Genomic DNA, 26037 nt, shown 5'->3' with positions numbered 1-26037 from the left:
GGTCCGCGCACGCCTGTTGTCAAGCGATCATCAAGCGCCGGCGCGCCTGGGCTTGTGTCCCAGCTTTTCGAGCTGCGCCATGACGGCGTCGCGATGGTCGCCCTGCACCTCGATCACACCGTCCTTGACGGTGCCGCCGGAGCCGCAGGCGGCGCGCAGTTGCTTGCCCAGCGCGGCCAGCGCCCCGGCGTCCAACGCCAGGCCCTTGACGACGGTGACGCACTTGCCTCCCCTGCCCTTGGTCTCGCGCGACACCCTGGCCACGCCGTCGCCCGCCGGCGCGGCCTGCGCGGCCGCCTTGCACACGCATTCGGCCAGCGCGCGCCGGCATGCGGGACAGGTGCGCCCGACTTCGGTGGAGTAGACCAGGCCGCCCCTGGAACCGCTTTTCATGATGCCTGCCCTCGTCGCCGGAAAAGGCGAGAGCTTAACAGATGTCGCGGGCGAAAAAAAACGGCGGCCAGGAGGCGGGCCGCCGCGTGAAAGGAACGCGCCATGGGCAACGCGCCCCGGGAAAACGATGTGCTTACAGGTGCGGCACGATCTGCGGCAGCAGGTCGTCGAAGGTGCGGCCGGTGCCGTTTTCGCCGATCGCGTGCATCTTCCATTCGCCGTTGTGGCGATACAGCTTGGCCATGATCTGCGCCGAGTGCGAACCCTGCACGGACAGGTTGAAGCGCGCCACTTCCTTGCCGTCGGCCGCGTTCACCAGGCGGCAGTAGGCGTTGTTCACCTGCGCGAAGCTTTGGCCGGTGAAGCTGTTGACCGTGAAGACGATGCTCTTCACGTCGGCCGGCACGTCGTTCAGCGCGACGGAGACCTGTTCGTCGTCGCCGTCGCCGGCGCCGGTGCGGTTGTCGCCGCTGTGCGAGACGCTGCCGTCGCGGCTTTTCAGCTGGCGGAACCAGATCACGTCCACCGGACGGTTGTTGGTGTCGAACATGATGCACGAGGCGTCCAGGTCGATCTCGGCGCTGCCGCCGCCGAAGCCGAAGAAGCCCTTGCTCTTCACGGCGTCCCAGCCCAGGCCCATCACCACGCGCGACAGCGCGCCGCCGGCTTCTTTTTCCAGAGAGATCTTCTGGCCTTTTTGCAGATTGACTGACATGACTACTCCTTGGTTTTTACTTGCAACTTAAGACGTTTGGCCCGCGCGCACCCAGCTCAGGAAGCCGTTGCGGTTGCGCGAGCAGACCAGCACCTTGCCGTGGCCCGAGAACTTCAGCACCATGCCCTCGCCGCTGGTGGCGCTGTTGACCAGGTTGCTGAGGAAGCCGCCGCTGCGCCCCGTGGTCACGGAGATTTCGTAGCGCAGCGAGCTGTCCCAGCACACCACGTGGGCGTTGTCGATCACCACGTCCTTGCCCGGTTCCACCTCCAGCTGCGACATCGAGCCGAAGCCCGACACCGCGAGCTGGCCGGAGCCGGACGTCTCGGTGATGAAGAAGCCGCCGCTCTGCGCGAACAGGGCGTTGCCCAGGCTTTGCGTGCGCACGTTCAGCTGCACGCTGGAGGCGGCGGCGACAAAGGCGCCGTCGCTGATCATGTACTGGCGCGGGCCGACGTCGACGATCTGCATCGCGCCCGGCAGGGTCGGCGACAGCAGGCAATCGCCGTCGCCGCCGACCGCCTCGATGTGCTGCTGGAAGAACGATTCACCGTTGGCGAAGGTGCGCATCAGCGCGCTGCCCAGGCCCCCCTGCATCTTGCCCTTCAGCTCCAGCGTCGATTCCATCATCACCATCGCGTCGGACTCGCAGTAGATCCGCTCGCCCTGCCTCAGCGACACGTGCAGGAAGGGATCGACATCCCCTGTAACGGTAAAGGTTGGCATGGCTTAGACGGCGACGCCGAAGGAGCCGGCCAGCGCGCCCAGGCCGCCCTTGTAACCCTGGCCGACGGCGCGGAATTTCCAGTCGGCGCCGTTGCGGTACACCTCGCCGAACACCAGCGAGGTTTCGACCGAGCCGTCCTCGGACAGGTCGAAGCGGGCGATCTCGGTGTTGCCGGCCGCGTTCACGCAGCGCACGAAGGCCTTGTTCACCTGGCCGAAGTTCTGGCGGCGCGCGTCGGCCTCGTGGATCGTCACGCACACGGCGATGCGGTCGACCTCCGGTGGCACCTTGCCCAGTTCGATGGTGACGGTTTCATCGTCGCCGTCGCCGGCGCCGGTGCGGTTGTCGCCCGAGTGCTGGACCGAGCCGTCCACCGACTTCAGGTTGTTGTAGAAGATGAAGTCGGCGTCGCTGCGGACCTTGCCGTCCACTTTCAGCAGGAAGGCCGTGCTGTCGATGTCGAACGCCGAACCATCGGTGTTGCGCACGTCCCAACCCAGGCCGACGACGAGTTTCGACAGGCCAGGAGCTTCCTTGCTCAGATTGACGTTGCCGCCTTTTTGCAGACTGATTGCCATGATGTGATACTCCTATGAGTGGTTGAACACCTTGCTGCATCACGAGGCGGGCCGGTGTTCTTTAGGCACGCCTCGTTTTCCGTACAACGCTCAGGCGGGTGCGCCGAGCGCCTCTTGTTGTTTGCGGTGCCGCACCGAGGACCACAGCGAGGCCAGGATGAAGGCCACGCCGATCAGACCCGTGAAGATCTCGGGAATGTGGACCTTGATACTCGCCAGCATGATCAGCGCCAGGATACCGATCGCGTAGTGCGCGCCGTGCTCCAGGTAGACATATTCATCCAGCGTGCCCTTGTGCACCAGGAACACCGTCATCGAACGCACGAACATCGCGCCGATGGCCAGGCCCAGCATGATGATGACCACGTCGTTGGTGATGGCGAACGCGCCGATCACGCCGTCGAAGCTGAACGACGCGTCCAGCACCTCCAGGTACAGGAAGCCGCCGATACCGCCGCGCTTGACCATGTCGCCCACGTTGGTGCCCTGGTCTTCCTGCTCCAGCAGGGCGCTGATGGCGTCCACGCCGACGTAGATCAGCACACCCCACAGGCCGGAGATCAGCACGACCAGTTTCTGGCCTTCCTCGACGAAGGGCAGGATCGCCAGCAGCGCGGCCAGGGAGATCATCACCGAGATCGAACCGACCTTGCCCAGTTTGCCCAGCTTTTCCTCGATGGCGCCCAGCCAGTGGGTGTCCTTCTCGTGGTCCAGCAGGAAGTTCAGGAACACCAGCAGCAGGAAGATGCCGCCGAAGGCCGCCACTTCAGCGTGGTGGTTGGTCAGGTGCTGCGAATAGGTCTTGGGATCGTTGATCGCCAGCGTCCACACGTCCATGATGCCGATGTCGGCGGCCACCGCCACGATCACCAGCGGGAACAGCAGGCGCATACCGAACACGGCGATGATGATGCCCACGCCCAGGAACAGCTTTTGCCAGAACGCGTCCCATGTCTTCAGCACGGAAGCGTTGACGACGGCGTTGTCGAACGACAGCGACACCTCCATCACCGCCAGGATGGTGGCGATGCCGAGCGCCGTCAGGGCGCCGGACCAGCCGGTGTGTTCGTAACCCCACCATGCCGCGATACCGAGGCAGATGAAGGAGACGATAAATGACACGTTGAAGTGCTTCATCGGATTTTTCCTTTCGTATTGATGATTGTCAGAGTGTAGAGACAAATCCCTTAATTAAAAATAGAAGATAATAGAAGAATTACTTCGTAAAAACAGAAACCATGAAAACCGCAGGCATCAATTTCCGCCATCTCTACTTCTTCTGGACCGTGGCCAAGGAGGGCAGCGTCACGCGCGCCGCCGAGCGCCTCGGCCTGGCCATCCAGACCGTCAGCACCCAGCTGTCGCTGCTGGACCAGCAGGTCGGCAAGGCCCTGCTGACCCAGCAGGGCCGGCGCCTGGTGCCCACCGAGGCCGGCCGCGTGGCGCTCGACTACGCCGACCAGATCTTCCAGCTGGAGGACCAGCTGCAGCAAGCCCTGAACGACGTGGACGCCGGCCGCATGCGGCTGACGGTGGGCATTTCCGACTCGCTGCCCAAGCTGGTGGCCTTCCACTTGCTGGAGATGACGCAGCGGCTGGCCAAGCCGGTCAAGCTGATCTGCATGGAGGACGAGTACGACGCGCTGCTGGCCGACCTGGCGCTGAACAAGCTGGACGTGGTGCTGACCGACCGCGCCGTGCGCGCCACGCCCAGTCTGCGCGTGTTCAGCCACTTGTTGCTGGAGAGCCAGATGCAGCTGTACGGCAGCGCCAGGCTGGCGAAGCGCTACCGGCGCGATTTCCCGAACAGCCTGAACGGCGCGCCGCTGCTGCTGCCGACCCGCAACAACGCCCTGCGCGGCCGCATCGACGCCTGGTTCGTGCAGCACGGCGTGCGGCCGGACGTGGTGGGGGAATTCGAGGACAACGCCATGCTGAACACCTTCGGCCGCAACGGCATGGGGCTGTTTTTCGCGCCGGCGGTGCTGGCGCAGGACATGGAGGAGCAGTTCGGCGCCACGCTGGTGGGCCAGGCGCCCGAGCTGCGCGAGCAGTTCTACGCCATCTCGAACGAGCGCAAGATCAAGCACCCGGCGGTGGAGGCCATCCTCGAGGGTATACACTAGCTCCAGCCACTAGCTCCAGCCTCCACGCCTCGTCCAGCGCGGCGGCGGGCTTGTCGCAATCGGTCCGAGCAGGCGCCGGCAAGACCACCACCTTCCGCATGCTGCGCGGCCTGCGGCCCGCCACCAGCGGCCATTTGCGGGTGGCCGGCGTAAACCTGCGCGACGCGCGCGCCGAGGCCAGGCGCAAGGTGGGCTATGTGGCCCAGAAGTTCTCCCTGTACGGCAACCTCACGGTGGCCGAGAACATGCGGTTCTTCGGCGGCGCCTACGGCCTGCACGGCGCCGCGCTGCGCGAGCGCACGCGCGAAGTGCTGGACCAGTTCCATCCTGTGCCTGCTGGCGGCGCGCCTGCTGTTCGAGGTGCCGATGCGGGGCTCGCTGGCCGTGCTGCTGCTCAGCTGCATGCTCTACCCGCTGGTGGCGGTGGGCATGGGGCTGCTGATCTCCTCGGTCACGCGCAACCAGTTCCTGGCCAGCCAGGCGGCCCTGCTCTGCAGACGCGCTGGAACATCCTGCCCGGACTGATGGCCGCGCTCAGCATGCTGCAAACGCTGCTGCTGAGCGCCCTGTCGGTGGCGCGCGAACGGGAACAGGGCAGCTTCGACCAGTTGCTCGTCACGCCCATGTCGCCGCTGGAGATCATGGCCGGCAAGGCGCTGGCGCCGGTGCTGATCGGGCTGGCGCAATCGTCCATCATCCTGCTGGTGACGGCGCTGTGGTTCAAGGTGCCGCTGGCCGGCTCGCTGCCGGCGCTGTACGCGGGGCTGGCGCTGTTCACGGTGGCCTGCGTCGGCATCGGCCTGTCGATTTCGGCGGTGTCGCGCAACATGCAGCAGGCCACGCTGTACACCTTCGTGCTGATCATGCCGATGATGCTGCTGTCCGGGCTCGCCACGCCGGTCGACAACATGCCGCCGCTGCTGCGCGCGCTCACGCTGGCCAACCCGCTGCGCTTCGCCATCGACCTGGCGCGGCGGATCTACCTCGAAGGCGTGGGCCTCGACGCGGTGGCTTACGACCTGTGGCCGATGGCGCTGATCGCCGCCCTCACCCTCCCCCTTGCCGCCTGGCTCTTCCGCCACCGTCTCGCCTGACACCGATGTAATTGTTTTAACTTTTTATTGGCGGAAATGGGGATTTTGGGCGGATGGGGTGCCGGTCGGATAAGATAGAGGTTTCAACCACGGTCGCGTTACGCGATTCATATGTACAATTCATTGCTGGTGCTGCTGGCCCTGTTCCTCGTCGTCCTGAACGGTTTCTTCGTCGCGGCGGAATTCGGTATCGTCACCCTGCGCCGCACCCGCGTGCGCGCCATCGCGAAAACCCAGGGCCTGCGCGGCCGCATCCTCGAAAAAGTCCATAACCAGCTCGACGCCTATCTGTCGGCCTGCCAGCTCGGCATCACCCTCGCCTCGCTCGGCCTGGGCTGGGTCGGCGAACCGGCCTTCGCCTCGCTGCTCGAGCCGGTGTTCGCCGCCGTCGGCGTGGATTCGCCGCAGCTGGTGCACGGCATCTCCTTTGTGTTCGCCTTCGTCACCATCTCCTTCCTGCACATCGTGGTCGGCGAACTGGCGCCGAAGTCGCTGGCGATCCGCACCCCGGAGGTGGTCGGCCTGTGGAGCGCGCTGCCGCTGTACGGCTTTTACTGGGCCATGTATCCGGCGATCTGGGTGCTCAACGCCAGCGCCAACATGGTGCTGCGCCTGGCCGGCCTGTCCGGCGCCGGCGGCCATGGCGATTCGCACTATTCGACCGACGAGCTCAAACTGATCCTGCGCACCAGCCAGCCCGGCGAGAAGTTCAACCACGAGGAGCGCAACATCCTGGCCCATTCGCTGGACTTCAGCCAGCTGCAGGTGTCCGACTTGATGCGCCCCATCCACGAGGTGATCGCGCTGCACGCGTCCAAGCCGCTGGACGAGAACATGCAGACCGTGCTGCGCAACCGCTTCAGCCGCTATCCGTATTACGACGAGGACGGCGAGGCCGTGCTGGGCATGGTGCACTTGAAGGACATCTTTTTCGCCCAGCAGTCCGGCAAGCCGATCACGTCGATGGCGCAGTTCCTGCGCCCGGTGGAGACCTATTCGACCCGCACCCCGGCGCTGGAGCTGTTCCGCCGCTTCAAGGACGGCGCGCCGCACTTCGCGCTGATCGGCGAAAAGGGCAAGCGCCCGATCGGCTTCCTGACCCTGGACAACCTGCTGGGCGCGATGGTGGGCGAGATCCACGACGAGTTCCGCCTCAACGAGAACGATTGGCTCAAGCAGGAGGACGGCGCGCTGATCGGCAAGGCCAGCCTGCCCATCGTGTCGCTGGAGCGCGCGCTGGGCATCGACATCGAGAACGAGGAGATGGGCCTGCAGGACATCGAGTCCGTGGGCGGCCTGGTGATGCTGAAGCTGGGCGACATCCCGAAACAGGGACAGCGCGTGGAGTTCCACGAGTTCGACATCGTGGTCAAAAAGATGAACGGGCCGCGCATCCTGCTGGTCAAGGTGATCCCGCGCCAGCCGCGGCGCGAGTCGGACGAGCAGGACTGACCCGGGGCGGGGCCCCGGCCCCCGCTTATTTGCCCTTGTAGATGCCCGATTCCAGGATCACGTCGCCCTGGCGCAGGATGTAGGTCGATTTCTTCTCGATGTCCTTGCTGACCGGGTTGTTGAAGCGGTAATCGACCCAGCCCTTGCCCTTGTTCTTGGCCAGGTCCAGGATCTCCTGGCGGAACAGCTTGCCGTCGGCGTCCGGCAACGGCGTCATGTTCTTGCCGACCAGCTTGTTATTGACGGGATGGGCCAGGATGGTGCCGTCCATGCCGCGCACCACCAGGTACAGGTCGCCGGCGACGAAGTCGGGATTCTTCTTGTTGATCTCGGCGATCAGCGCCGGCGTGCCGTTCTTGGCCAGGTAGGCGCGTCCCTTTTCGACCATGGCGATGGCGTCCTCCGGCTTGTCCGAGGCCTGCGCCGTGGCGGCGCACAGGGCGCCCATGCTGAAGGCGATGGCGGCGAGCTTGTTCATGATGTCTCCCTTTGTATGAGTTGTGGTGCGGGCAGCGGTTTCATCATACGAGCGTCGCGCCCGCGCCGCAATGCTGGTTTACCGCAATACGTCCAAGGTCATCGTCACCCCGTCGCGCAGCATGGCGACGATGCCGGCCTCCGGCAGCGGACGGCTGAAGTAGTAGCCCTGGATCTCGTCGCAGCCCTGCGCCGCCAGCAGCCGCAGCTGCCCCTCCGTCTCCACCCCTTCCGCGATGGTGCGCAGCCCCAGGCTGTGGGCCAGCCGTATCACGGCGGTGACGATGGAGCGGTCCTCGGCGTCGTTGACCAGGCCGCGCGTGAACGACTGGTCGATTTTCAGCTTGTCGACCGGGAAGCGCTTCAGGTAGCTGAGGTTGGAATAGCCGGTGCCGAAATCGTCGATGGCCATCGCGATGCCGATCGCCTTCAGCCTGTGCATCATGGCGATCGACGCCTCCGGGTCCTCCATCGACAGGCTCTCGGTGAGCTCGAACTCGATCAGCGCCGGGTCCACGCCGTGCTTCTCCAGCACGCCGCGCAGCGTCGCCTCCAGGTCCTGGTGCGCGAACTGCGACGCGGCCACATTCACCGCCACCGGCACCACGGGCAGGCCGGCGTCCCGCCAGGCGCGCAGCGTGGCGCAGGCCTTGTCCAGCACCCAGGTGCCGATCGCCGTGATCAGGTTGCTCTCCTCGGCCACCGGGATGAACTGCATCGGCGGCACCAGCCCCAGTTCGGGCGACTGCCAGCGCAGCAGCGCCTCCAGGCCGACGATGCGGCCGCTGGCCAGGTCCACCTGCGGCTGGTAGTGCAGCACGAACTCGTCGCGCTCGAGCGCGCGCAGCAGGCCCCGCTCCAGCGTCACGCGCGCGTCCAGCCGGCTTTGCATCTCCTGCGTGAAGAACTGGAAGCCGTTGCGGCCGGCCTCCTTGGCGCGGTACATGGCGATGTCGGCCTGGCGCAGCAGGTTCTCCGGATCGTTGCCGTCGTCGGGGAACAGGCTCAGGCCCATGCTGCCGGTGATCACGTGCTCCTGCCCGGCCAGCATCACCGGCCGCGCCAGGCGCGCGCCGATGCGCTCGGCGATCATGCCGGGCGTGGTGTCGCCCAGCGGGCTGTCGAGCAGCAGCACGAACTCGTCGCCGCCCAGGCGCGCCACGGTGTCGAAGTCGCGCACGCAGTGGCGCAGGGTGTCGGCCACGGTGCGCAGCAGCTCGTCGCCGATGGCGTGGCCCAGCGTGTCGTTGACCTGCTTGAACTTGTCCAGGTCCAGGAACACCACGGCGATGCGCTCCTTGCGCCGCTCGGCGCGCGGGATGGCGTGCGCCAGCCGGTCCAGGAACAACGCGCGGTTCGGCAGGCCGGTCAGCTGGTCGTGCGTGGCCTGGTGCTCGATGGCCTTCTCGTGCAGGCGCCGCTCGGTGACGTCGTGCGCCACGCTCATCACGGAATCGGCGTTGTTGAACCAGATGCGGCAGCCGAAGTACTCCACGTCCACCGGTTCGCCGTCGCAGCGCAGCACCTGCAGCGCGCTGCGCGGCATCAGCTGCGCGGCGGCGATGTCGTGGTAGGTGCCCTCGGCCATCTGCGCCCGGGACTCCGGCGGCACGCGGTCGATGGCCGCGGTGCCCAGCAGCTCGTCGCCGGCGCGCGCGCCGAACAGGTGCAGCGCGGCCGGGTTCATGAACACGATCCTGCCGTCGGTGTGGATCCAGATCGCGTCGGGGATCAGCTCGACCAGCGTGCGGTAGCGCGCCTCGCTCTCCTCGATGTGCGTGTTGAGCCGGCGCAGGTTCTGGTTGATGTCGTACAGTTCGCGGCTCTTCTGCTCCAGCAGGGTTTCCGCCTCCTTGCGCGCGGCCCGCTCGCGCAGCAGGCTGCGCGAGGCGACGGTGGACGGCGGCGCCCGCGGGGCGTCGACGGCCGCGTTGTTGCTGAAATCCGAAGGGGTCATGCCGTTGCCGAGACGAGGTGGAAGCGGGTACGGTGCAGATTACCCTCTTTCTCCAGATCGGTGCGCGTGACCCGGATGGGTTCCTTGAAGTGGGCGATGCAGCCGTCGATCAGGCCGGCGGCCAGGTCGGCGAAACCGCGCGGCGAGCTGTACAGCAACACCAGCTCGCCCGGCGCGGGACGCTCGCACGGCAGGGTCGGCAGTTCGGCGTCCGGGTACAGCTTGCGCACCTCGACGTGGATCACGTCGTCGATGCGGCTGAGGAAGTCGAACACCGTGTGCGCGTCCTGGAACAGCATCGGGTAGGTGACGGAAAAACGCTGGAACAGGTGCTGGCCGAACAGGTGGACCAGGGCCGGGATGTCCATGCCGGTGGCGTTCGACAGCGCCACCACCAGCCGCACCAGCTCGGCGTGGTCGTAGGTGCCCACCGAGGTGTAGGCGCCGTCGTTGGGCAGGTCCGCTTCCGTGATGATGCGGTCGAGCATGTCCAGCCCCATGCGGGACTCGACCAGTTCCATGAATTCGGTGAAAACGACGCCTTTCATGTTTTTTCCCCCTGTATAAAACAAACGCCAGTATAAGCGCCGGCGGCCGAACCCGTCAGGCGGGCGTGGCGTCGGTCCAGTTTCTCAGCAGTCCCAGCGCGACGGCCAGCAGCGTCGGGCCGATGAACAGGCCGACGAAGCCGAAGGCCAGCACGCCGCCCATCACCCCGAGCAGCACCAGCAGGAAGGGCAGGCTGCTGCCGCGGCTGATCAGCATGGGCTTGACCACGTTGTCGACCCCGCTGATCAGGAACATGCCCCACACGGCCATGAAGATGGCCCAGCCGGTGCTGCCCTGGTTGAACAGCCAGATGGCGGCGCCGCCCCAGATCAGCGGCGGGCCGACCGGCACCAGCGAGAACAGGAAGGTGGCCACGGCCAGCAGCGCCACCCCGGGCACGCCGGCGATCAGGAAGCCGATGGCGGCCACGCCGGCCTGCGCCAGCGCGGTGCCCAGCAGGCCGTACATCACGCCGCGCACGGTGCGCTCGACCGTGTCGGCCACCTCGGGCGCGTGCTCGCCCATGATCTTGTCCATGCCGGTGCGCAAGGCCGCCACCAGCGCCAGACCGTCGCGGTACAGGAAGAAGCAGACGAAGGCGGCCAGGCTGACCTGGGCCACGCCGCTGCCCAGCACCAGGCCGCCGCCCAGCAGCAGCTTGCGGGCCGGCTCCATGTAGCGCTTGCCCAGCGCCATCAGCTCGTCCTTGCTGCCGATCACCTTGCGCACATAGGTGTCGGCGGCCTCGCCCACCAGCGGAATGTCCCTCAGCCACGCCGGCGGCGCGATGGTGCCGCTGTCGATGGACTCGCGCGCGTGCTCGATCACCTCGCCCGCGTGGTCGGCGATGTTCCAGGTCACCAGCGCCATCGGCAGGATGATGACGAACACCAGCGACACCGTCATGATGGCGGCGGCCAGCGTCCTGCGCTGCTTGCAGCGGTTCAGCAAATGCAGGTACAGCGGCCAGCTCGAGATGGTGATGGCGCAGGCGAACAGGATGGCCGGGAGGAAGGGATGCAGCACGGCCAGGCAGCCGATGACCAGGAAGACGATGGCCGCCAGGCGCGTGTAAGGTTGAAAGCGTTTTTCCATGCGAATCCCCGATCAGATGATGTCGGGGCCCAGCTTAGCAGCTAAGTTCGAAAAACGGCAATCAGGAAAGCAGCAGCTTCAGGTCGTGCGCGATGGGGCCGGGACCCTGGCCATGGCGCAGGAACAGGCGGATCTTGCCGTTCTTGTCGAACACGTAGCTGCCGGCCGTGTGCTCGATGGTGTAGCTGTCCGGCGTCTTGCCCTCGACCTTGTTGTAGATGACCTTGAACTCCTTGGCCACCGCCGCCGTCTGCGCGGCGTCGCCGTACAGGCCGACGAAGCGCTTGTCGAAGGTGGGCACGTACTGGGCCAGCAGTTCCCTGGTGTCGCGCTGCGGGTCCAGCGTGATGAACAGCACCTGCACCTGGTCCGCCCGCGGCCCCAGCTCCTTCATCACGCCGGCCATCTCGGCCATCGTGGTGGGGCACACGTCCGGGCACTGGGTGTAGCCGAAGAACACCACCAGCACCTTGCCCTTGTAGGTGTCGAGCGTGACCGGCTTGCCGGTATGGTCGTTCAGCGACAGCTTCTCGGCGTAGCTCAGGCCCGTCAGGTCGGTGTTGATGAAGCTCTGCTTGGCCGGCCCCTTGTCGCAGGCCGCCAGGGCAGCTGCCATGCAGAGCATGGCGATCAGTTTTTTCATGGCGCTCAAATCTTGATGTAATGGTCCACCAGCAGCGCGGCGAACAACAGGGACAGGTAGACGATGGACCAGGTGAAGGCCTTGCGCGCCACCAGGTCGCTGTAGTGGCGGTAGACGCGCCAGCCGTGCCACAGGAAGATGGCGTTCAGCACCACGGCGCTGGCCAGGTAGATCAAGCCGCTCATCTTGACGGCGAACGGCAGCAGCGTGGTGGCGGCCAGCGCGATCGAATACAGCCACACGTGGAAGCCGGTGAAGTTCATGCCGTGCGTGACGGGCAGCATCGGCAGGCCGGACTTGGCGTAGTCGTCGCGGCGGTACATGGCCAGCGCCCAGAAGTGCGGCGGGGTCCAGATGAAGATGATCAGCACCAGCAGCCAGGCCTGCATCGGCACGTCGTTGGCGATCGCGGCCCAGCCCAGCGCCGGCGGCATGGCGCCGGACAGGCCGCCGATGACGATGTTCTGCGGCGTGGCCGGCTTCAATATCATGGTGTAGATGACGGCGTAGCCGACGAAGGTGACGAAGGTCAGCCACATGGTCAGCGGGTTGACCAGCGCGTACAGCACCCACATGCCCAGGCCGCCGATGGCGGCCGAGAACACCACGGTCTGCGTCACCGACAGCTCGCCCTGCGCCATCGGGCGGCGCGCGGTGCGCGCCATGCGCGCGTCGATCTCCCGCTCGACCAGGCAGTTGACGGCGAAGGCGGCGCCGGCCAGCAGCCAGATGCCGGCCGTGGCCGCGAGCACGACGCGCCAGTCCGGCAGCGTTTCGCTGGCCAGGAACATGCCGATCACGGCGCAGAACACCGCCAGCTGCGTGACGCGCGGCTTGGTCAGCGCCAGGTACTGGGAGATGCGGTTGCTCGATTTATGGGTAACTGTCTGGGTCGTCATTGCGGGTGCCTGGCTGGCGCAGTGGTGGCGGGCCGGCGCGATGAGCCGTCCGCGCCTTGCTGGGCCGTGTCGAATTGATGCTTAGCCCTATAGTTTAGCATGGCCAGCACCAGCACCAGCAGCGCCGCCCCGCCGTTGTGCAGCACGGCGATGGCCAGCGGGAAGTTCAGGTAGATGGTGGCCACGCCGGTGGCGGCCTGCGCGGCCAGCAGCAGCGCGGCGCAGCGCGCCAGCCCGGCCAGCCCGGCGACGCCCCAGGCGCGGTGGGCGGTGTAGCCGGCCAGCGCCACCACCACCAGCGCGAAGTTGCGGTGCACCCAGTGGATGGCGGTCAGCGCCTCGAACGGCAGGTAGTGGCCGGCGGCGGTCTTGCCCAGCTCGCGCCACAGGTGGAAGCCGTGCTCGAAGTCCATCTCCGGCACCAGCTTGCCGGCGCACAGCGGGAACTCGGTGCACGCCAGCGTGGCGTAGTTGGTGCTCACCCACCCGCCCAGCGCCAGTTGTATCAACACCGCCACGGCGGAGGCCACGGCCAGCCAGCGGATGGCGTTCAGCACCGGCGGCGGCGCGGAGGCGGGGACGAACACGCCTTGCAGTTCGGCGTGCACGCGGTCCTGGCGGCAGCCCATCCAGCCCAGCATGGCCAGCAAACCCATGCCCAGCAGCAAGTGAATGGTCACTATCACCGGCTGCAGCTTGAGCGTGACGGTCCAGGCGCCGAACGCGCCCTGCAGGCAGACGAAGAAGAACAGCGCGGTCGGCATGGCCGGCTCGAAGCCGGGGCGGCGATGCCTGGTCCACTGCAGCCAGGCGGTGGCCATCATGGCCATGATCAGCACGCCGATGGCCATGGCCAGGTAGCGGTGGATCATCTCGACCCAGGCCTTGAACATGGTGACCGGGCCGGTCGGCATCAGCGCCTCGGCGGCGCGGATCTCCTCGTGCGCCAGGAAGGGGTTGGCCAGGCCGTAGCAGCCCGGCCAGTCCGGGCAGCCCAGGCCGGAATCGGTGAGGCGGGTGAAGGCGCCGAACACGATCAGGTCGAAGGTCAGGAACACGCTGATCCAGACCAGCTTGCGGTACTTGTTCTCGTCGGACGAGACCCAGACCATGGACAGCGGCAGCAGCGCCACCAGCAGGCCGGTGATCGCGAGTTGGGCGATGGTGGTGTGCATGCCGGTCCCCCGTCAGCCGATGGCCGAGGCCTTCAGCAGCTTGCCGATGTCCTTCTTGACCTTGCCCGGCTCGGGATTCTTCGGGAAGCGCATCATCAGGTTGCCCAGCGGGTCGATCAGGTAGATATGGTCGGACGCTTGGCCACCCCGCTCCACCGGCAGCCATTTTTGCACCACGTCGGCCGGCGCGCGCAGCATGCGGGTGCCGTCGTTCACGCGCAGCAGCAAGGTGTCCAGCGGCTCGTTGTCCGTGATCAGCCAGACGCGCTCGACGCGCTCCATCTCCTTGCCCTGCATGGTGCGCAGCTGGCGCATCGAGAACAGCTGGTCCTGGCAGGCCTGCTGGCAGTCGGAGCCGCCCACCTTCAGCATGACCCACTTGCCCTTGAAACCCTCCAGCGTGGCCGGCTTGCCGTCCAGCGTGGCGCTGGCCATGGGCGGAATCGGATGCTGGCGCGGGTCCAGCAGCGCGCCGTAGTTGGTGCGGCCCTCGGGCTTGATGACGTAATAGGTGAAATAGGACGCGATCATCGGCGCAGCGCACACGGCCAGCACGGCCAGCAGCTTCCAGCGGCCCTTGCGGGTGCGCTCGGCGTCGTTCCTCACGTCGGCTTTATTTTCCAGGCTTGGTTCCACGTTTATATCCTGTCACTACGAAAAAGAGTAAGGCCATCGCCGCCAGCGCGTACCACTGGAAGGCGTAGCCCTTGTGCTTGTCCACGCCCAGCGCGGGCGCCGGCCAGTCGTGCACGATGCCGCTGTCGTCCGCGCCGGCCGGCGCGGCCTGCTCGACGATGAAGGGCAGCAGCGCCAGCCCGCTGGCGGCGGCCACCTCGGCCGCGCCGGCGTTCTGCACCACCGCCCCCGGCGCGAGCGCGGGCGCCTCGCCCAGCTGCATCACGTGGCCGGACCTGGCGCGCGCCACGCCCTCCAGCGTGACCGTGCCGGCCGGCGTGCCGTAGGGCGGGATCTTGTTCAGATCGGCCGCGTCGCGCGGCAGCCAGCCGCGCGCCACCAGCACGTGCATGCCGGAACCGCTGATTTTAAACGGCATCAGCAGATAAAAACCGGCCCGGTTCCGATACGGACGATTGTTCAGGTAAATGGGCCAGCCGGCGACGAACTGGCCCGTCACGCGCACGCTGCGGAACTCGGCCCGCTCGGCCGGCACGGGCGCGCCGTCCAGCACCAGCGGGCCGGCCTCGGCGCCGGCGCGCAGGCGCGCCTCCAGCGCCGTCTTCTCGGCCGCGCGCCGGTCCTGCCACTGGCCGAGCGCGACGCCCAGCGCCACCAGCAGCACGGTGGCGATGAAGGGGATCAGTTTAAAACGAAAGGCGATACGCATTACAATGAAGCCTTCTTCCTTACACCGCACATCATGAAAATCGTCGTCGCCATCGCCTTCCTCCTGATCCTGGGCAGCCTGGGCTCAGCCCTGTACCACATGATGCGCCAGAAGGACAAGGCGGACCCGCGCATGGCGCGCTCGCTGGGCCTGCGGGTGGCGTTCTCCATCCTGCTGTTCGCCGCCATCCTGATCGCCAACCAGTTGGGCTATATCCAGCCGACCGGCATCCGCTAGCTTAAACCGGGGACAGACCGTCCGCGCCACGCGCCGTCGCGACGGCCAGCGTCCCGGATCGCGGGTCTGTCCCCTCGGCCCGCGCCAACAAAAAAGCCGCACGCGGAACCATCCCGCGCGCGGCTTTTCTTTTGCGGCTGACACTGCGCGGCGGTGGAACCGCCGCGGATTATACCCTTACAGCCAGTAGACCACGACGTACAGGCCCAGCCACACCACGTCGACGAAGTGCCAGTACCAGGCGGCGCCCTCGAAGCCGAAGTGGTGCTCGGGCGTGAAGTGGCCCTTCATGACGCGGAACATCACCACCGCCAGCATGATCGCGCCCATGGTCACGTGGAAGCCGTGGAAGCCGGTCAGCATGAAGAAGGTGGAACCGTAGATGCCCGAGGTCATCTTCAGGTTCAGTTCGCTGTACGCGTGCATATACTCGTACACCTGGAAACCCATGAACACGGCGCCCAGCAGCACGGTGGCGGCCAGCCAGGTCACGGTCTTGGCGCGCTTGCCAGCGATCAGCGCGTGGTGGGCGATGGTCAGCGTCAGGCCCGAGGTCAACAGCAGCGCGGTGTTGATGGTCGGGATCGGGAACGGGCCCATCGCGGTGAATTGCTCGATCACGCCGGCCGGGGTGTTGCCCCATTGCGCGGCGAAGTCCGGCCAGATGAATTTATGGTCCAGGTCACCCAGCCATGGCAGCGTAATGGTGCGGGCGTAGAACAGCGCGCCGAAGAAGGCCGCGAAGAACATCACCTCGGAGAAAATGAACCAGCCCATCGACCAGCGGAAGGAGTGGTCGATGCGCTTGCTGTACAAGCCCGCCTCGGATTCCTTGATGGCGTCGCCGAACCAGAAATACAGCACCACCAGCGTGCAGAGCACGCCGACGATGTTGGCGGCCGGGCCCCACGACACGTCGTTGACCCACGCGGAGGCGCCTATCATGGTGAGGAGCAGCGACATGCCGCCCAGCATGGGCCACTTGGAAGGGCCAGGCACGAAGTAGTACGGTGCCGCGTTATGAGAACTCATCATCATCTCCTAGAATTTACTTAGCCACTACGAACTTCACTATTGTTATCAGCAAACCGATGAAACAGGCGGCGCCCAGCAGGGCCGCGACGATCACGTGCACAGGATTCAGCTTGGCCTCGTCCTGGTCGAAATCGCGCTTGCGGCGCAGGCCGAAGAACGACCACGCCACCGCCTTCATCGAGTACATGAAAGAAGCGTGCTTCTTTCCGGGTTGACCCTCTTCCTTCTTCTGTTCCATCGTCAACGCGACGCCGTCTGGTCCAGACCGGCGATCTCAAAGAACGTGTAGGACAGCGTAAACGTCTTTACATCCCGCGGCAACTTCGGGTCGATGTAGAACACCACCGGCATCTGCCGCGCCTCGTTCGCCTTCAGGGTCTGCTGCTTGAAACAGAAGCAGTCCATCTTCTTGAAGTAGGCCGAGACGTTGGTCGGCGCGTAGCTCGGTATCGCCTGCGCGTGCACCGTGCGCGGCTGGATGTTGACCACCTCGTACACCACCGTCACCAACTCGCCCGGATGGACCTCGACACTGCGCTGGGTGGGGCGGAACCGCCACGGCCCGTGCGCATTGCTGTCCAGTTCCACCGTGATCTTGCGGCTCGTGTCGACCTGGGTGTTGGCTTCCAGGCCGGCCGTGCCGTCCTTCTGGGTGATGTTGTTGATGCCGAGTACTTCGCAAATATGCTTGTACACCGGGATCAACAGGTAACCGAAGCCGAACATCATCACCGCGATGACGAGCAGCTTGCGCATCATCCGCAGATTGTCGCTACGGTTACCGCCGCTATCGCTCATATCATCCCATCAGGCTGCGCTTGACGAACACCGCGGCGAAGAACACCACGGCGATCGAACCCAGGGTCAGGGCCAGCTTCAGGTTGTTGGGTTTTTTCCGATCGCTCATGGTGCGCCCCGCTTATTTGACGGTCGGTGGGGTTTCGAAGGTGTGGAACGGCGCCGGCGACGGCACGGTCCACTCCAGGCCCTCGGCGCCGTCCCATGGCTTGTCGGCCGCCGGCTTGCCGCCGCGGATCGAAGGCAGCACCACGAAGAACAGGAAGAACACCTGGCACAGGCCGAAACCGAAGGCGCCGACGGTGGCGATCGAGTTGAAGTCGGTGAACTGCGCCGGGTAGTCGGCGTAGCGGCGCGGCATGCCGGCCAGGCCCAGGAAGTGCATCGGGAAGAAGGTGATGTTGAACGTGATCAGCGACGCCCAGAAGTGCAGCTTGCCCATGGTCTCGTTGTACATGAAGCCGGTCCACTTCGGACCCCAGTAGTAGAAACCGGCGAACAGCGCGAACAGCGAGCCGGCCACCAGCACGTAGTGGAAGTGGGCCACCACGTAGTAGGTGTCCTGCAGCTGGATGTCGATCGGCGTGACGGCCAGGATCAGGCCGGTGAAGCCGCCCATGGTGAACACGAAGATGAAGCCGACGGCGAACAGCATCGGGGTCTCGAAGGTCATCGAGCCCTTCCACATGGTGGCGATCCAGTTGAACACCTTCACGCCGGTCGGCACCGAGATCAGCATGGTGGCGTACATGAAGAACAGCTGCGAGGTCACCGGCATGCCGGTGGTGAACATGTGGTGGGCCCAGACGATGAACGACAGGATGGCGATCGACGCGGTGGCGTACACCATCGAGGCGTAGCCGAACAGCGGCTTGCGGGCGAAGGCCGGGATGATCTGGGACACGATGCCGAAGGCCGGCAGAATCATGATGTAGACCTCGGGGTGGCCGAAGAACCAGAAGATGTGCTGGTACATGACCGGGTCGCCGCCGCCGGCGGCGTTGAAGAACGAGGTGCCGAAGTGGCGGTCGGTCAGCGTCATGGTGATGGCGCCGGCCAGGACCGGCATCACGGCAATCAGCAGGTAGGCGGTGATCAGCCAGGTCCAGCAGAACATCGGCATCTTCATCAGGGTCATGCCGGGCGCGCGCATGTTCAGGATGGTGACGATGATGTTGATCGAGCCCATGATCGACGAGGCGCCCATGATGTGCATGGCGAAGATGCCCATGTCCATGCCGATGCCCATCTGGGTCGACAGCGGCGCGTACAGCGTCCAGCCGGCGGCGGTGGCGCCGCCCGGCACGAAGAAGGAGCCGGCCAGCAGCAGCGCGGCCGGCGGCAGCAGCCAGAACGAGAAGTTGTTCATGCGCGCGAACGCCATGTCGGAGGCGCCCACCTGCAGCGGGATCATCCAGTTGGCGAAGCCGACGAAGGCCGGCATGATGGCGCCGAACACCATCACCAGGCCGTGCATGGTGGTGAGCTGGTTGAAGAACTCGGGCTGGAAGAACTGCAGGCCGGGCTGGAACAGCTCGGTGCGTATCATCAGCGCCAGCACGCCGCCGGACAGCAGCATGATGAAGGAGAACCACAGGTACAGCGAACCGATATCCTTGTGGTTGGTGGCGAACAGCCAGCGCTGGTAGCCGCTGGGGTGATCGTGTGCGTGATCGTGGTCGTGACCATGGTCGTGGCCATGGGCGTGATCGTGTGCGTGATCGACAGTCGTGCTCATAATGTGCAGCTCCTAATTACTTGCGTGCAGCCAGGACTTCGGCTGGTTGAACGATGTTTTCGGCCGGCTTGTTCGACCAGCTATTACGGGTGTACGTGATGACAGCCGCAATATCGGTGTCCGACAGTTGTTTCCAGGCTGGCATTTCAGCCGGGAACTTGCCGCTCTTCTTACCGTTCAGCAGCACGTGGATCTGATCGGCTTTCGGGCCGTTCACGTTTTCGGAGCCGTCCAGCGCGGCGAACGCGCCCGGCACGCCCTTGCCGGTCGCCTGGTGGCAGACCGCGCAGTTGGCGGTGTAGACCTTCTCGCCCTTGGTTTTCAGCTCGTCTATGGTCCAGGTCTTGGTCGGATCGTCGGCCAGCGCGGCCATTTCCTTTTTCTTCTTGTCGACCCAGGCGCTGTACTCTTCCGAGGTCACGACGCGCACCACGATCGGCATGAAGGCGTGCTCTTTGCCGCACAGTTCGGCGCAATTGCCGCGATAAACGCCGGTGTACTCGGCGCGGAACCAGGTGTCGCGCACGAAGCCGGGGATGGCGTCCTGCTTCACGCCGAAGGCCGGGATCATCCAGGCGTGGATCACGTCGTTGGCGGTGGTGACGATGCGGATCTTCTTCTTGACCGGCACGACCACCTCGTTGTCGACTTCGATCAGGTAGTTTTCGCCGCGTTTCTCGGTGGCGGCCTGGCCGGGCTGGCCGACCTGCGCGCGCGGGGTGGACAGGTTGGAGACGAAGCTGATGCCCTCGCCCTCGCCCTTCAGGTAGTCGTAGCCCCATTTCCACTGCATGCCGGTGGCCTTGATGGTGACGTCGGCGTTGGCGGTGTCCTTCATGGCGACCACGGTGCGGGTGGCGGGCAGCGCCATGCCGATCACGATCAGGAAGGGCACGATGGTCCAGGCGATTTCAACGGCGGTCGATTCGTGGAAGGAGGCGGCCTTGTGGCCCAGCGACTTGCGGTGCTTGAAGATGGAATAGAACATCACGCCGAACACGGCGACGAAGATCGCCAGGCAGATGTACATCATCAGGTTGTGCAGGCTGTAGATGTCCGCAGCGATCGCCGTTGCCGGCGGCGCCAGGTTCAGCTGGTTGGCGATGGGACCGCCGGTGCCGCCTGTCGCCTTCGAGTATTCCGATGCCGCTGCCGCCGCCTCCGCCGCCCACGCGGGGACGGCGGCGGCCGTCATCGACAGCGCGAGCATCAACGATTGAAATCGCTTTGCATGTTTCATGTTTTCCCCAACCACCCAAGAAATAAAATATTTTTTAAAGGCAGCCGTCCGATGTTCTGAATAGCCGCCGTACGCTACAACACCTAAAATCCCTCGCCGGGTCCTGGAAACCAGGCGAAATGATGGCAAAATTAGTCAAGGATTATAGACAACATCCCTTGGACGCATCAAGAAGATTATCCATTACGCAAGTGCATTGCCGACCGCTTTGGCGATATTTGCCACATACGCGCAGCGATATTACGCTTATTCGTGCTTATTTATTGGGCTTTCGCGGAAGATCGAAGCGAATGATGGACTCGCCCGCGCTGGTGACGCGCGGCGCGGGACGGAAGGCGTGGCCGTAGACCACCTCGAAAGTCAGGCCCAGCTTGCCGTCCGGGCGGCGCTGGCGCTCCAGGGCGGACAGCAGCCTGCCATGCGCCCCGCGGCCCAGCAGGCCCTTGCGGCGGGTGCTCAGCGGGTTGCCGCCCCAGGCGCGCGCGTCGGCCAGCAGCGCCTGCACGCCGTCGTAGGTGACGGTGATCTTTTCCATGTCCAGCACCGGCGTGGAGAAGCCCGCCTCCACCAGCTGGTCGCCGAAATCGTGCATGTCCACGAAAGGCAGCGCATGTGGCGCCAGGTCCACATCGGCGAAGGCGGCGCGCAGCTCCTGGAAGGTGTCCGGGCCGAAGCAGGAGAACATCAGCAGGCCGTCGACGGCCAGTACGCGGCGCCACTCGGCGAACACGCGGTCCGGCTGCGGATGCCAGTGCAGCGCCAGGTTGGACCACACCAGGTCCACGCTGTGCAGCGGCAGCGGCAGCTCGGCGTAGTCGCCGCACAGCAGGTCGACGCCGGTCTTCGCCGGCAGCAGCCTGCTCAGCAGCTGGTTCAGGCCGCGCGCGGCCGGCCCCCTGGCCGCGCGCGCCATCGCCTCGGAGGCGTCGATGCCGACGATCTGGGCGGCGGCGAACTTTTTCTGCAATAGTGACAAATCGGCACCCTCGCCGCAGCCGGCGTCCAGCACGCGCCGCGGCGTGATCCGCACCAGGTCCAGGCGGTCGTGCATGCGGGAAGCCACTTCGCGGCGCAGGAAATCGGACGGTTGGACGCGTTCGGGGCGGGAAAACAGCGCGCGCACGCGCTCCAGGTCGATGGGCGCGCTCAATTTGGGCGGTTTGGCAGGCACTTGCATGGTATCGCTTCGCGAATGAGATAATGGCGGCAGTTTACATGGTTGGGAGGATACGCGATGCCGACCGTTCCACCGGACGACGCGGCCGCGCCGTGGAGCGCGCGCCTGCTGGCGGCGCTGGGGGCGGCGGCCGACGTCCTGCTGCCCGGCGAATGCGTGCTGTGCGGCGGCGCGGCGGGCGGGCGCATCGCCTGCGCGTCCTGCCACGCCGAGCACCTGCGTTGCGCGCGTCCGCGCTGCCGGGTCTGCGCCAATCCGCTGGCCGAGGGCGCGGACGGGGCGGCCGGCGCCCGATTGTGCGGACGCTGCGTCACCGACCGTCCCGCCTTCGACGCCACCTTCGTGGCCGTGGATTACGCGCTGCCGCTGGACCGGCTGGTGCTGCAACTGAAATTCCGCGGCCGTCTGGCGCTCGCCGCGCTGTTCGGCCGGGCGCTGGCGGACGCCGCCCTGGCCGCGCCCGGTTTCGCGCGCCCCGCCCTGCTGTGCCCCGTGCCGCTGGGGCCGAAGCGGCTGGCCGGGCGCGGCTTCAACCAGGCGCTGGAGATCGCCCGGCCGCTGTCGCGGGCGCTGGGCGTGGAGCTGCATCCGAGGCTGGCCGTGCGGGTGCACGACACCGCCGCGCAAAGCCTGGTCGAACCATCGGCGCGGGGCGCCAACGTCGCCCGCGCGTTCGCGCTGCGCGACCGGGCGCTGGTGGAGGGTCGCCACATCGGCCTGGTGGACGACGTGATGACCAGCGGCGAGACGCTGAACGCGCTGGCCGCCACATTCAAGCGCTACGGCGCCGCGCGCGTCACCTGCCTGGTGTTCGCGCGCACGCCGCCGCATTATATATAGTGAAGGAGAAGAAAGTGTTTCACGTAGTCCTGGTCCACCCCGAGATCCCGCCCAACACCGGCAACGTCATCCGCCTGTGCGCCAACACGGGCGCGCGGCTGCACCTGATCGAACCGCTGGGATTCCCGCTGGAAGACAGCAAGATGAAGCGCGCCGGCCTCGATTACCACGAATATGCCAGCATGAAGGTGCACAAGAGCTGGGACGCCTTCCTGGCCGACCTGCAACCGGACCCGGCGCGCATGTACGCGATGACCACGCACGGCTCCTCGCCGTTCGCCGAGGCCCGCTTCCAGCCCGGCGACGTGTTCGTGTTCGGATCCGAAACGCGCGGCCTCGATCCGGCGCTGCGCGACGGCTTCCCCGCGAGCCAGCGCATCCGCCTGCCCATGCGTCCCGACAACCGCAGCCTCAACCTGTCCAACACGGTCGCCGTGGTGGTGTTCGAAGCCTGGCGCCAGAACGGCTACGCCGGCGGCGCCTGACTTATTGTTCACGCCGCTTTGGGGTCAGACCCCATGCGCTGTTGACGCCGCTTGATTGACGGCAAGCTGCGCCTTCGCGTGAGCATGGTCAACGCGACGCGATGGCACGCTGCTAAGTTGGGCGCATGAGCAGATCGCCCCGCAACGAATTCGCCAACGCCCTGTACCACGTTACCTCCCGAGGCAACCGTGGCGCGGCGATTTATCGGGCGGACGACGATTACCTGCGTTGGCAAGATGTGCTTGGCACAACCGTGGATAAATATGGCTTCCTGGTCCACAGCTATTGTCAAATGCCGAATCACTTTCATTTGCTGGTCGAAACGCCGCAGGCCAATCTCGCCGCCGGGATGGCCTACCTCAACGGCAAGTACTGCCAAAAATTCAATTGGCGCCATGAGCTGACCGGACACGTCATCCAGGGTCGCTACTACGCGTTGCCGATCGAACGCGAGGCGCATTTGCTTGAAACCTCGAGATATATTTCGCTGAATCCGGTGCGCGCGAGGCTGACGGCGCACCCGGTCGCCTGGCGCTGGAGCAGCTACGCCGCCTTCGCCGGCAAGGTCAACGCGCCAGCCTGGCTCCACGCGGAATGGATGCTCAGCCAGTTTGGCAAGGGCGACCTTGCCTCTCGACGGCTGGCATACGCTGAGTTTGTGTTGCGAGGGATCGGGCATGGCGACCCGTTGGCCGATTTACTGCCGCGTCCAGCGACGACTATCGCGTTGCCCTCGTCAACCGATGCGGCGCAACGCGACTTGCGTCTACATGGACGAAACGAGGCGATCCGACATGCCTTCCTATCCGGGGGGCATTCAATCAGCGCGATCGCGCGCCGTTTCGGCATATCGCCGCGAGCAGTGCGTCGCGTGATCGACATGCTGCCCGCCCCGAAAAAGTAATCCATCCGGCCGCGGTCAAGCGGCGTCAACCGCAAAAGGGGTCTGACCCCAAAGCGGCGTGAGCAGTGGGCCGCCTACGGTGTGGGCGCGCGGCGGGGGGTCGTCGTATAAGGACGGATCAGCTATTCGTGGAGGCGGTCATGTTCGAGATGGAGTTGCCGTGGTGGGAGCTCATGGCGCGGGCGGCCATCATTTACGGGGCGCTGCTGGTCATGGTGCGCTTTTCCGGCAAGCGCACGGTCGGCCAGTTCACCCCCTTCGACCTGCTGGTCGTGATGCTGCTCAGCGAGGCGGTGTCCAACTCGCTGTCCGGCGGCGAGGAGTCGGTGCCGGGCGGACTCGTCCTGGCGGGCACGCTGATCGCGCTCAACGTCGCCATCGCCTTCGTCACCTCCCACAGCAGCAAGGCGGCCGCCATCATCGACGGCAGCGCCGTGCTGCTGGGACGGGACGGGGACATCTTCGAGGCGGTCCTCAAGAGCAACCGCGTGGCCCGCGAGGAGATCGACCAGGCCATGCGCGAACAGGACTGCGACATGTCGGAAATGCAATGCATTTTCCTCGAGGCCGACGGCCGCATCACCGTCCTCAAGAAGAAGTGAGGCCTCAGCCGCCGTAAGTGCGCACCTTGGCCAGCAGCTTGGTGGTCGAGCGGTCGTGCTCGAAATCGATGGCGACCGCCCGGCCGCCGTAGGCCAGCACGGCGCGCCCCTCCGGTATCGCCGTCATGTCGTAGTCGCCGCCCTTGGCGTAGATGCCAGGCCGGCATTCCTCCACCACTTCCAGCGCGGTGTCCTCGTCGAACGGCACCACCAGGCTGACCGATTCCAGCGCGGCCAGCACCGCCATGCGGTCCTCGCAGGCGTTCAGCGGCCGGTCGTCGCCCTTGCCCAGGCGCTTGACGGAGGCGTCGGTGTTGGCCGCCACCACCAGCGAGGCGCCCAGCGCGCGCGCCTGCGCCAGATAGGTGACGTGGCCCCGGTGCAGGATGTCGAACACGCCGTTGGTCAGCACCACCGGCTGCGGCAGCGCGGCCACGCGCGCCTTGAGGGCGGCGCGGTCGCAGAGTTTTTCTTCAAATGACGGCATAAATCCTTTTACGGTTGCTAACTCACTGCTTGCCAGGCGCTTCGTCTTCCTCTTCCTCTTCCTCGATCTGCATGCTCAGCTCGCCGGCGGTGCTGGCGCCGCCGCCTGCGTCCGGCTCCTTGCGGTCGCCGCGCAGCTTGATCTGCAGCCGCAGGCCGTTGGCCGAGTCGGCATTGCGTATCGCCTCTTCATACGCGATGTAGCCCTTATTATAGAGTTCGTACAGCGCCTGGTCGAAAGTGCACATGCCCAGCTCGCGCGACTTGTGCATGATTTCCTTGATGGCCTGGAAGTTGCCCTTGAAGATCATCTCGGCGATGGTGGGCGTGTTCAGCAGGATTTCGATGGCGGCCTTGCGGCCCTTGCCGTCCTCGGTGCGGATCAGCCGCTGCGAGACGATGGCGCGCAGGTTGGACGACAGGTCCATCAGCAGCTGGTTGCGGCGCTCCTCCGGGAAGAAGTTGATGATGCGGTCCATGGTCTGGTTGGCGTTGTTCGCGTGCAGCGTGCCCAGGCACAAATGGCCCGTCTCGGCGAACGCGATGGCGTGCTCCATGGTCTCGGTGTCGCGGATCTCGCCGATCAGGATCACGTCCGGCGCCTGGCGCAGCGTGTTCTTCAGCGCGTTGTGCCAGGAGTGCGTGTCCACGCCCACCTCGCGGTGCGTGACCAGGCAGCCCTTGTTCTTGTGCACGTACTCGACCGGGTCCTCCACCGTGATGATGTGGCCGGCCGAATTGCTGTTGCGGTAGTCGATCATGGCCGCCAGCGTGGTCGACTTGCCCGAACCCGTGCCGCCCACCACCAGCACCAGCCCGCGCTTGGTCATGATGACCTCCTTCAGCACCTCGGGCAGGTCCAGCTTCTCGAAATTGGGGATCTCGGACGCGATGGTGCGGATCACCATCGCCACGTTTTGCTGCTGTACGAAGACGTTGACGCGGAATCGGCACACGTTGGGCAGGGATATGGCGAAATTGCATTCCATCTCGGCCTGGAACTCGGCGCGCTGCTTGTCGTTCATGATGGACATCGCCAGCGCCCGCGTCACCTCGCCCGTCAGGCGCTGCTGGCTGAGCGGCTTCATCGCGCCCTGCGACTTGATGCTGGGCGGGAAGTCGGCGGAGATGAACAGGTCCGAGCCGCCGGTCTGGTGCATCACCGTCAACAGCTTGTGGATATAGGCCTGGGCCTCGTCGTGGCCAAAAGTGGATGACATGCGCGCCTCGCTGTTCGCCGGCCGCCAAGGCGGCCCATGCGGCCCATTA

31 protein-coding genes are annotated in these 26037 nt (G+C 65.7%); 8 read left to right on the top strand and 23 right to left on the bottom strand.

The window, feature by feature from the left end:
* Positions 1 to 30: 30 nt before the first annotated feature.
* The 5 genes from BM436_RS01035 to BM436_RS01015 form a co-directional block, all read right to left on the bottom strand.
* Positions 31 to 393 (bottom strand): translation initiation factor Sui1, encoded by a 363-nt coding sequence (locus tag BM436_RS01035; protein ID WP_093552559.1) that lies wholly within the window; start codon positions 391 to 393, stop codon positions 31 to 33.
* A 133-nt stretch (positions 394 to 526) separates the two neighbouring features.
* Positions 527 to 1108 (bottom strand): TerD family protein, encoded by a 582-nt coding sequence (locus BM436_RS01030; protein WP_093552557.1) that lies wholly within the window; start codon positions 1106 to 1108, stop codon positions 527 to 529.
* 27 nt (positions 1109 to 1135) lie between these two features.
* On the bottom strand, positions 1136 to 1834 hold the full coding sequence (locus BM436_RS01025) for a TIGR00266 family protein (protein WP_093552555.1): 699 nt from the start codon (positions 1832 to 1834) through the stop codon (positions 1136 to 1138).
* A 3-nt stretch (positions 1835 to 1837) separates the two neighbouring features.
* Entirely contained in the window at positions 1838 to 2413 is a 576-nt protein-coding gene (locus BM436_RS01020) for a TerD family protein (RefSeq protein ID WP_093552553.1), read from the bottom strand.
* Between the two features lie 90 nt (positions 2414 to 2503).
* A complete protein-coding gene (locus BM436_RS01015; protein ID WP_093552550.1) occupies positions 2504 to 3550 on the bottom strand; it encodes a DUF475 domain-containing protein in 1047 nt (348 codons plus the stop codon).
* Positions 3551 to 3651: 101 nt separating this feature from the next.
* Between BM436_RS01015 and nhaR the strand changes: the two genes are divergently transcribed.
* The 3 genes from nhaR (at position 3652) to BM436_RS01000 (ending at position 7085) form a co-directional block, all read left to right on the top strand.
* Positions 3652 to 4539, top strand: a complete 888-nt coding sequence (nhaR, locus tag BM436_RS01010) for a transcriptional activator NhaR (RefSeq protein WP_093552548.1) — start codon at positions 3652 to 3654, stop codon at positions 4537 to 4539.
* Positions 4540 to 4589: 50 nt separating this feature from the next.
* Positions 4590 to 5633, top strand: coding sequence for an ABC transporter permease (locus BM436_RS01005; protein WP_229488694.1), 1044 nt, complete (start codon positions 4590 to 4592; stop codon positions 5631 to 5633).
* A 111-nt stretch (positions 5634 to 5744) separates the two neighbouring features.
* Positions 5745 to 7085, top strand: coding sequence for a hemolysin family protein (locus BM436_RS01000; protein ID WP_093552546.1), 1341 nt, complete (start codon positions 5745 to 5747; stop codon positions 7083 to 7085).
* Between the two features lie 25 nt (positions 7086 to 7110).
* Here BM436_RS01000 and BM436_RS00995 read toward each other — a convergent pair whose 3' ends face one another.
* The 9 genes from BM436_RS00995 to BM436_RS00955 all read right to left on the bottom strand — a co-directional run bounded on the left by BM436_RS00995 (position 7111) and on the right by BM436_RS00955 (position 15225).
* A complete protein-coding gene (locus BM436_RS00995; RefSeq protein WP_093552544.1) occupies positions 7111 to 7563 on the bottom strand; it encodes a cache domain-containing protein in 453 nt (150 codons plus the stop codon).
* A gap of 78 nt (positions 7564 to 7641) precedes the next feature.
* Positions 7642 to 9519: a putative bifunctional diguanylate cyclase/phosphodiesterase gene (locus BM436_RS00990; protein ID WP_093552542.1), complete on the bottom strand. Its 1878-nt coding sequence runs from the start codon at positions 9517 to 9519 to the stop codon at positions 7642 to 7644.
* Positions 9516 to 10067, bottom strand: a complete 552-nt coding sequence (locus tag BM436_RS00985; protein ID WP_093552539.1) for a heme NO-binding domain-containing protein — start codon at positions 10065 to 10067, stop codon at positions 9516 to 9518. The genes BM436_RS00990 and BM436_RS00985 overlap by 4 nt, the downstream gene beginning before the upstream one ends.
* Positions 10068 to 10122: 55 nt before the next feature.
* Entirely contained in the window at positions 10123 to 11163 is a 1041-nt protein-coding gene (locus tag BM436_RS00980; RefSeq protein ID WP_093552534.1) for an AI-2E family transporter, read from the bottom strand.
* 61 nt (positions 11164 to 11224) lie between these two features.
* On the bottom strand, positions 11225 to 11806 hold the full coding sequence (locus BM436_RS00975; protein WP_093552531.1) for an SCO family protein: 582 nt from the start codon (positions 11804 to 11806) through the stop codon (positions 11225 to 11227).
* Between the two features lie 5 nt (positions 11807 to 11811).
* A complete protein-coding gene (gene cyoE / locus BM436_RS00970; RefSeq protein WP_093552529.1) occupies positions 11812 to 12705 on the bottom strand; it encodes a heme o synthase in 894 nt (297 codons plus the stop codon).
* Complete coding sequence (locus tag BM436_RS00965; RefSeq protein WP_093552527.1) at positions 12702 to 13880, bottom strand: COX15/CtaA family protein; 1179 nt, start codon at positions 13878 to 13880, stop codon at positions 12702 to 12704. Before BM436_RS00965 ends, cyoE begins: the two co-directional genes overlap by 4 nt.
* Before the next feature lie 12 nt (positions 13881 to 13892).
* The gene (locus tag BM436_RS00960; RefSeq protein ID WP_229488692.1) at positions 13893 to 14516 is read right to left on the bottom strand and encodes an SCO family protein; all 624 of its coding nucleotides are present in this window, start codon (positions 14514 to 14516) and stop codon (positions 13893 to 13895) included.
* Positions 14494 to 15225, bottom strand: coding sequence for an SURF1 family protein (locus tag BM436_RS00955; RefSeq protein WP_093552526.1), 732 nt, complete (start codon positions 15223 to 15225; stop codon positions 14494 to 14496). The genes BM436_RS00960 and BM436_RS00955 overlap by 23 nt, the downstream gene beginning before the upstream one ends.
* A gap of 33 nt (positions 15226 to 15258) precedes the next feature.
* Here BM436_RS00955 and BM436_RS00950 point away from each other — a divergent pair, with 33 nt between their 5' ends.
* Positions 15259 to 15462, top strand: a complete 204-nt coding sequence (locus BM436_RS00950; RefSeq protein WP_093552524.1) for a twin transmembrane helix small protein — start codon at positions 15259 to 15261, stop codon at positions 15460 to 15462.
* Between the two features lie 177 nt (positions 15463 to 15639).
* Here BM436_RS00950 and BM436_RS00945 read toward each other — a convergent pair whose 3' ends face one another.
* The 7 genes from BM436_RS00945 to BM436_RS00920 all read right to left on the bottom strand — a co-directional run bounded on the left by BM436_RS00945 (position 15640) and on the right by BM436_RS00920 (position 21450).
* The gene (locus tag BM436_RS00945) at positions 15640 to 16497 is read right to left on the bottom strand and encodes a cytochrome c oxidase subunit 3 (RefSeq protein ID WP_371859613.1); all 858 of its coding nucleotides are present in this window, start codon (positions 16495 to 16497) and stop codon (positions 15640 to 15642) included.
* 13 nt (positions 16498 to 16510) lie between these two features.
* On the bottom strand, positions 16511 to 16735 hold the full coding sequence (locus tag BM436_RS00940; protein WP_093552520.1) for a DUF2970 domain-containing protein: 225 nt from the start codon (positions 16733 to 16735) through the stop codon (positions 16511 to 16513).
* Between the two features lie 2 nt (positions 16736 to 16737).
* The gene (locus BM436_RS00935) at positions 16738 to 17295 is read right to left on the bottom strand and encodes a cytochrome c oxidase assembly protein (RefSeq protein ID WP_093552518.1); all 558 of its coding nucleotides are present in this window, start codon (positions 17293 to 17295) and stop codon (positions 16738 to 16740) included.
* Position 17296: 1 nt separating this feature from the next.
* Entirely contained in the window at positions 17297 to 17404 is a 108-nt protein-coding gene (locus tag BM436_RS37480) for a cytochrome oxidase small assembly protein (RefSeq protein WP_218164793.1), read from the bottom strand.
* A gap of 12 nt (positions 17405 to 17416) precedes the next feature.
* Positions 17417 to 19033 (bottom strand): cytochrome c oxidase subunit I, encoded by a 1617-nt coding sequence (ctaD, locus tag BM436_RS00930; RefSeq protein ID WP_093552515.1) that lies wholly within the window; start codon positions 19031 to 19033, stop codon positions 17417 to 17419.
* A 16-nt stretch (positions 19034 to 19049) separates the two neighbouring features.
* Positions 19050 to 20273, bottom strand: coding sequence for a cytochrome c oxidase subunit II (coxB, locus tag BM436_RS00925; protein ID WP_093552510.1), 1224 nt, complete (start codon positions 20271 to 20273; stop codon positions 19050 to 19052).
* Positions 20274 to 20529: 256 nt separating this feature from the next.
* Positions 20530 to 21450, bottom strand: a complete 921-nt coding sequence (locus BM436_RS00920; protein WP_093552509.1) for a methyltransferase domain-containing protein — start codon at positions 21448 to 21450, stop codon at positions 20530 to 20532.
* A 57-nt stretch (positions 21451 to 21507) separates the two neighbouring features.
* Between BM436_RS00920 and BM436_RS00915 the strand changes: the two genes are divergently transcribed.
* From BM436_RS00915 to BM436_RS00900, 4 genes are all read left to right on the top strand, one after another.
* Complete coding sequence (locus BM436_RS00915) at positions 21508 to 22290, top strand: ComF family protein (RefSeq protein ID WP_093552507.1); 783 nt, start codon at positions 21508 to 21510, stop codon at positions 22288 to 22290.
* 14 nt (positions 22291 to 22304) lie between these two features.
* Positions 22305 to 22775, top strand: a complete 471-nt coding sequence (trmL, locus tag BM436_RS00910; protein WP_093552990.1) for a tRNA (uridine(34)/cytosine(34)/5-carboxymethylaminomethyluridine(34)-2'-O)-methyltransferase TrmL — start codon at positions 22305 to 22307, stop codon at positions 22773 to 22775.
* A 125-nt stretch (positions 22776 to 22900) separates the two neighbouring features.
* Positions 22901 to 23680, top strand: coding sequence for a transposase (locus BM436_RS00905; RefSeq protein ID WP_218164792.1), 780 nt, complete (start codon positions 22901 to 22903; stop codon positions 23678 to 23680).
* A gap of 140 nt (positions 23681 to 23820) precedes the next feature.
* Positions 23821 to 24282 (top strand): DUF421 domain-containing protein, encoded by a 462-nt coding sequence (locus BM436_RS00900; RefSeq protein ID WP_093552505.1) that lies wholly within the window; start codon positions 23821 to 23823, stop codon positions 24280 to 24282.
* A 4-nt stretch (positions 24283 to 24286) separates the two neighbouring features.
* Here BM436_RS00900 and BM436_RS00895 read toward each other — a convergent pair whose 3' ends face one another.
* Both BM436_RS00895 and BM436_RS00890 read right to left on the bottom strand, forming a co-directional pair.
* On the bottom strand, positions 24287 to 24769 hold the full coding sequence (locus tag BM436_RS00895; protein WP_093552501.1) for an adenylyltransferase/cytidyltransferase family protein: 483 nt from the start codon (positions 24767 to 24769) through the stop codon (positions 24287 to 24289).
* Positions 24770 to 24791: 22 nt separating this feature from the next.
* Complete coding sequence (locus BM436_RS00890) at positions 24792 to 25988, bottom strand: PilT/PilU family type 4a pilus ATPase (protein WP_093552500.1); 1197 nt, start codon at positions 25986 to 25988, stop codon at positions 24792 to 24794.
* Positions 25989 to 26037 lie beyond the last annotated feature (49 nt).

The sequence above is a fragment of the Pseudoduganella namucuonensis genome, assembly GCF_900116645.1.
GTDB classification, from domain to species: Bacteria; Pseudomonadota; Gammaproteobacteria; order Burkholderiales; family Burkholderiaceae_D; genus Rugamonas; species Rugamonas namucuonensis.
This window is presented reverse-complemented; position numbering and strand designations above follow the sequence as displayed.

What these genes read in the sequence shown, in the direction of transcription:
- BM436_RS01035 (WP_093552559.1), bottom strand. Translation starts at nt 393, where the DNA reads ATGAAAAGCGGTTCCAGGGGCGGCCTGGTCTACTCCACCGAAGTCGGG.
- BM436_RS01030 (WP_093552557.1), bottom strand. Translation starts at nt 1,108, where the DNA reads ATGTCAGTCAATCTGCAAAAAGGCCAGAAGATCTCTCTGGAAAAAGAA.
- BM436_RS01025 (WP_093552555.1), bottom strand. Translation starts at nt 1,834, where the DNA reads ATGCCAACCTTTACCGTTACAGGGGATGTCGATCCCTTCCTGCACGTG.
- BM436_RS01020 (WP_093552553.1), bottom strand. Translation starts at nt 2,413, where the DNA reads ATGGCAATCAGTCTGCAAAAAGGCGGCAACGTCAATCTGAGCAAGGAA.
- BM436_RS01015 (WP_093552550.1), bottom strand. Translation starts at nt 3,550, where the DNA reads ATGAAGCACTTCAACGTGTCATTTATCGTCTCCTTCATCTGCCTCGGT.
- nhaR (WP_093552548.1), top strand. Translation starts at nt 3,652, where the DNA reads ATGAAAACCGCAGGCATCAATTTCCGCCATCTCTACTTCTTCTGGACC.
- BM436_RS01000 (WP_093552546.1), top strand. Translation starts at nt 5,745, where the DNA reads ATGTACAATTCATTGCTGGTGCTGCTGGCCCTGTTCCTCGTCGTCCTG.
- BM436_RS00995 (WP_093552544.1), bottom strand. Translation starts at nt 7,563, where the DNA reads ATGAACAAGCTCGCCGCCATCGCCTTCAGCATGGGCGCCCTGTGCGCC.
- BM436_RS00990 (WP_093552542.1), bottom strand. Translation starts at nt 9,519, where the DNA reads ATGACCCCTTCGGATTTCAGCAACAACGCGGCCGTCGACGCCCCGCGG.
- BM436_RS00985 (WP_093552539.1), bottom strand. Translation starts at nt 10,067, where the DNA reads ATGAAAGGCGTCGTTTTCACCGAATTCATGGAACTGGTCGAGTCCCGC.
- BM436_RS00980 (WP_093552534.1), bottom strand. Translation starts at nt 11,163, where the DNA reads ATGGAAAAACGCTTTCAACCTTACACGCGCCTGGCGGCCATCGTCTTC.
- BM436_RS00975 (WP_093552531.1), bottom strand. Translation starts at nt 11,806, where the DNA reads ATGAAAAAACTGATCGCCATGCTCTGCATGGCAGCTGCCCTGGCGGCC.
- cyoE (WP_093552529.1), bottom strand. Translation starts at nt 12,705, where the DNA reads ATGACGACCCAGACAGTTACCCATAAATCGAGCAACCGCATCTCCCAG.
- BM436_RS00965 (WP_093552527.1), bottom strand. Translation starts at nt 13,880, where the DNA reads ATGCACACCACCATCGCCCAACTCGCGATCACCGGCCTGCTGGTGGCG.
- BM436_RS00955 (WP_093552526.1), bottom strand. Translation starts at nt 15,225, where the DNA reads ATGCGTATCGCCTTTCGTTTTAAACTGATCCCCTTCATCGCCACCGTG.
- BM436_RS00950 (WP_093552524.1), top strand. Translation starts at nt 15,259, where the DNA reads ATGAAAATCGTCGTCGCCATCGCCTTCCTCCTGATCCTGGGCAGCCTG.
- BM436_RS00945 (WP_371859613.1), bottom strand. Translation starts at nt 16,497, where the DNA reads ATGATGAGTTCTCATAACGCGGCACCGTACTACTTCGTGCCTGGCCCT.
- BM436_RS00940 (WP_093552520.1), bottom strand. Translation starts at nt 16,735, where the DNA reads ATGGAACAGAAGAAGGAAGAGGGTCAACCCGGAAAGAAGCACGCTTCT.
- BM436_RS00935 (WP_093552518.1), bottom strand. Translation starts at nt 17,295, where the DNA reads ATGAGCGATAGCGGCGGTAACCGTAGCGACAATCTGCGGATGATGCGC.
- BM436_RS37480 (WP_218164793.1), bottom strand. Translation starts at nt 17,404, where the DNA reads ATGAGCGATCGGAAAAAACCCAACAACCTGAAGCTGGCCCTGACCCTG.
- ctaD (WP_093552515.1), bottom strand. Translation starts at nt 19,033, where the DNA reads ATGAGCACGACTGTCGATCACGCACACGATCACGCCCATGGCCACGAC.
- coxB (WP_093552510.1), bottom strand. Translation starts at nt 20,273, where the DNA reads ATGAAACATGCAAAGCGATTTCAATCGTTGATGCTCGCGCTGTCGATG.
- BM436_RS00920 (WP_093552509.1), bottom strand. Translation starts at nt 21,450, where the DNA reads ATGCAAGTGCCTGCCAAACCGCCCAAATTGAGCGCGCCCATCGACCTG.
- BM436_RS00915 (WP_093552507.1), top strand. Translation starts at nt 21,508, where the DNA reads ATGCCGACCGTTCCACCGGACGACGCGGCCGCGCCGTGGAGCGCGCGC.
- BM436_RS00905 (WP_218164792.1), top strand. Translation starts at nt 22,901, where the DNA reads ATGAGCAGATCGCCCCGCAACGAATTCGCCAACGCCCTGTACCACGTT.
- BM436_RS00900 (WP_093552505.1), top strand. Translation starts at nt 23,821, where the DNA reads ATGTTCGAGATGGAGTTGCCGTGGTGGGAGCTCATGGCGCGGGCGGCC.
- BM436_RS00895 (WP_093552501.1), bottom strand. Translation starts at nt 24,769, where the DNA reads ATGCCGTCATTTGAAGAAAAACTCTGCGACCGCGCCGCCCTCAAGGCG.
- BM436_RS00890 (WP_093552500.1), bottom strand. Translation starts at nt 25,988, where the DNA reads ATGTCATCCACTTTTGGCCACGACGAGGCCCAGGCCTATATCCACAAG.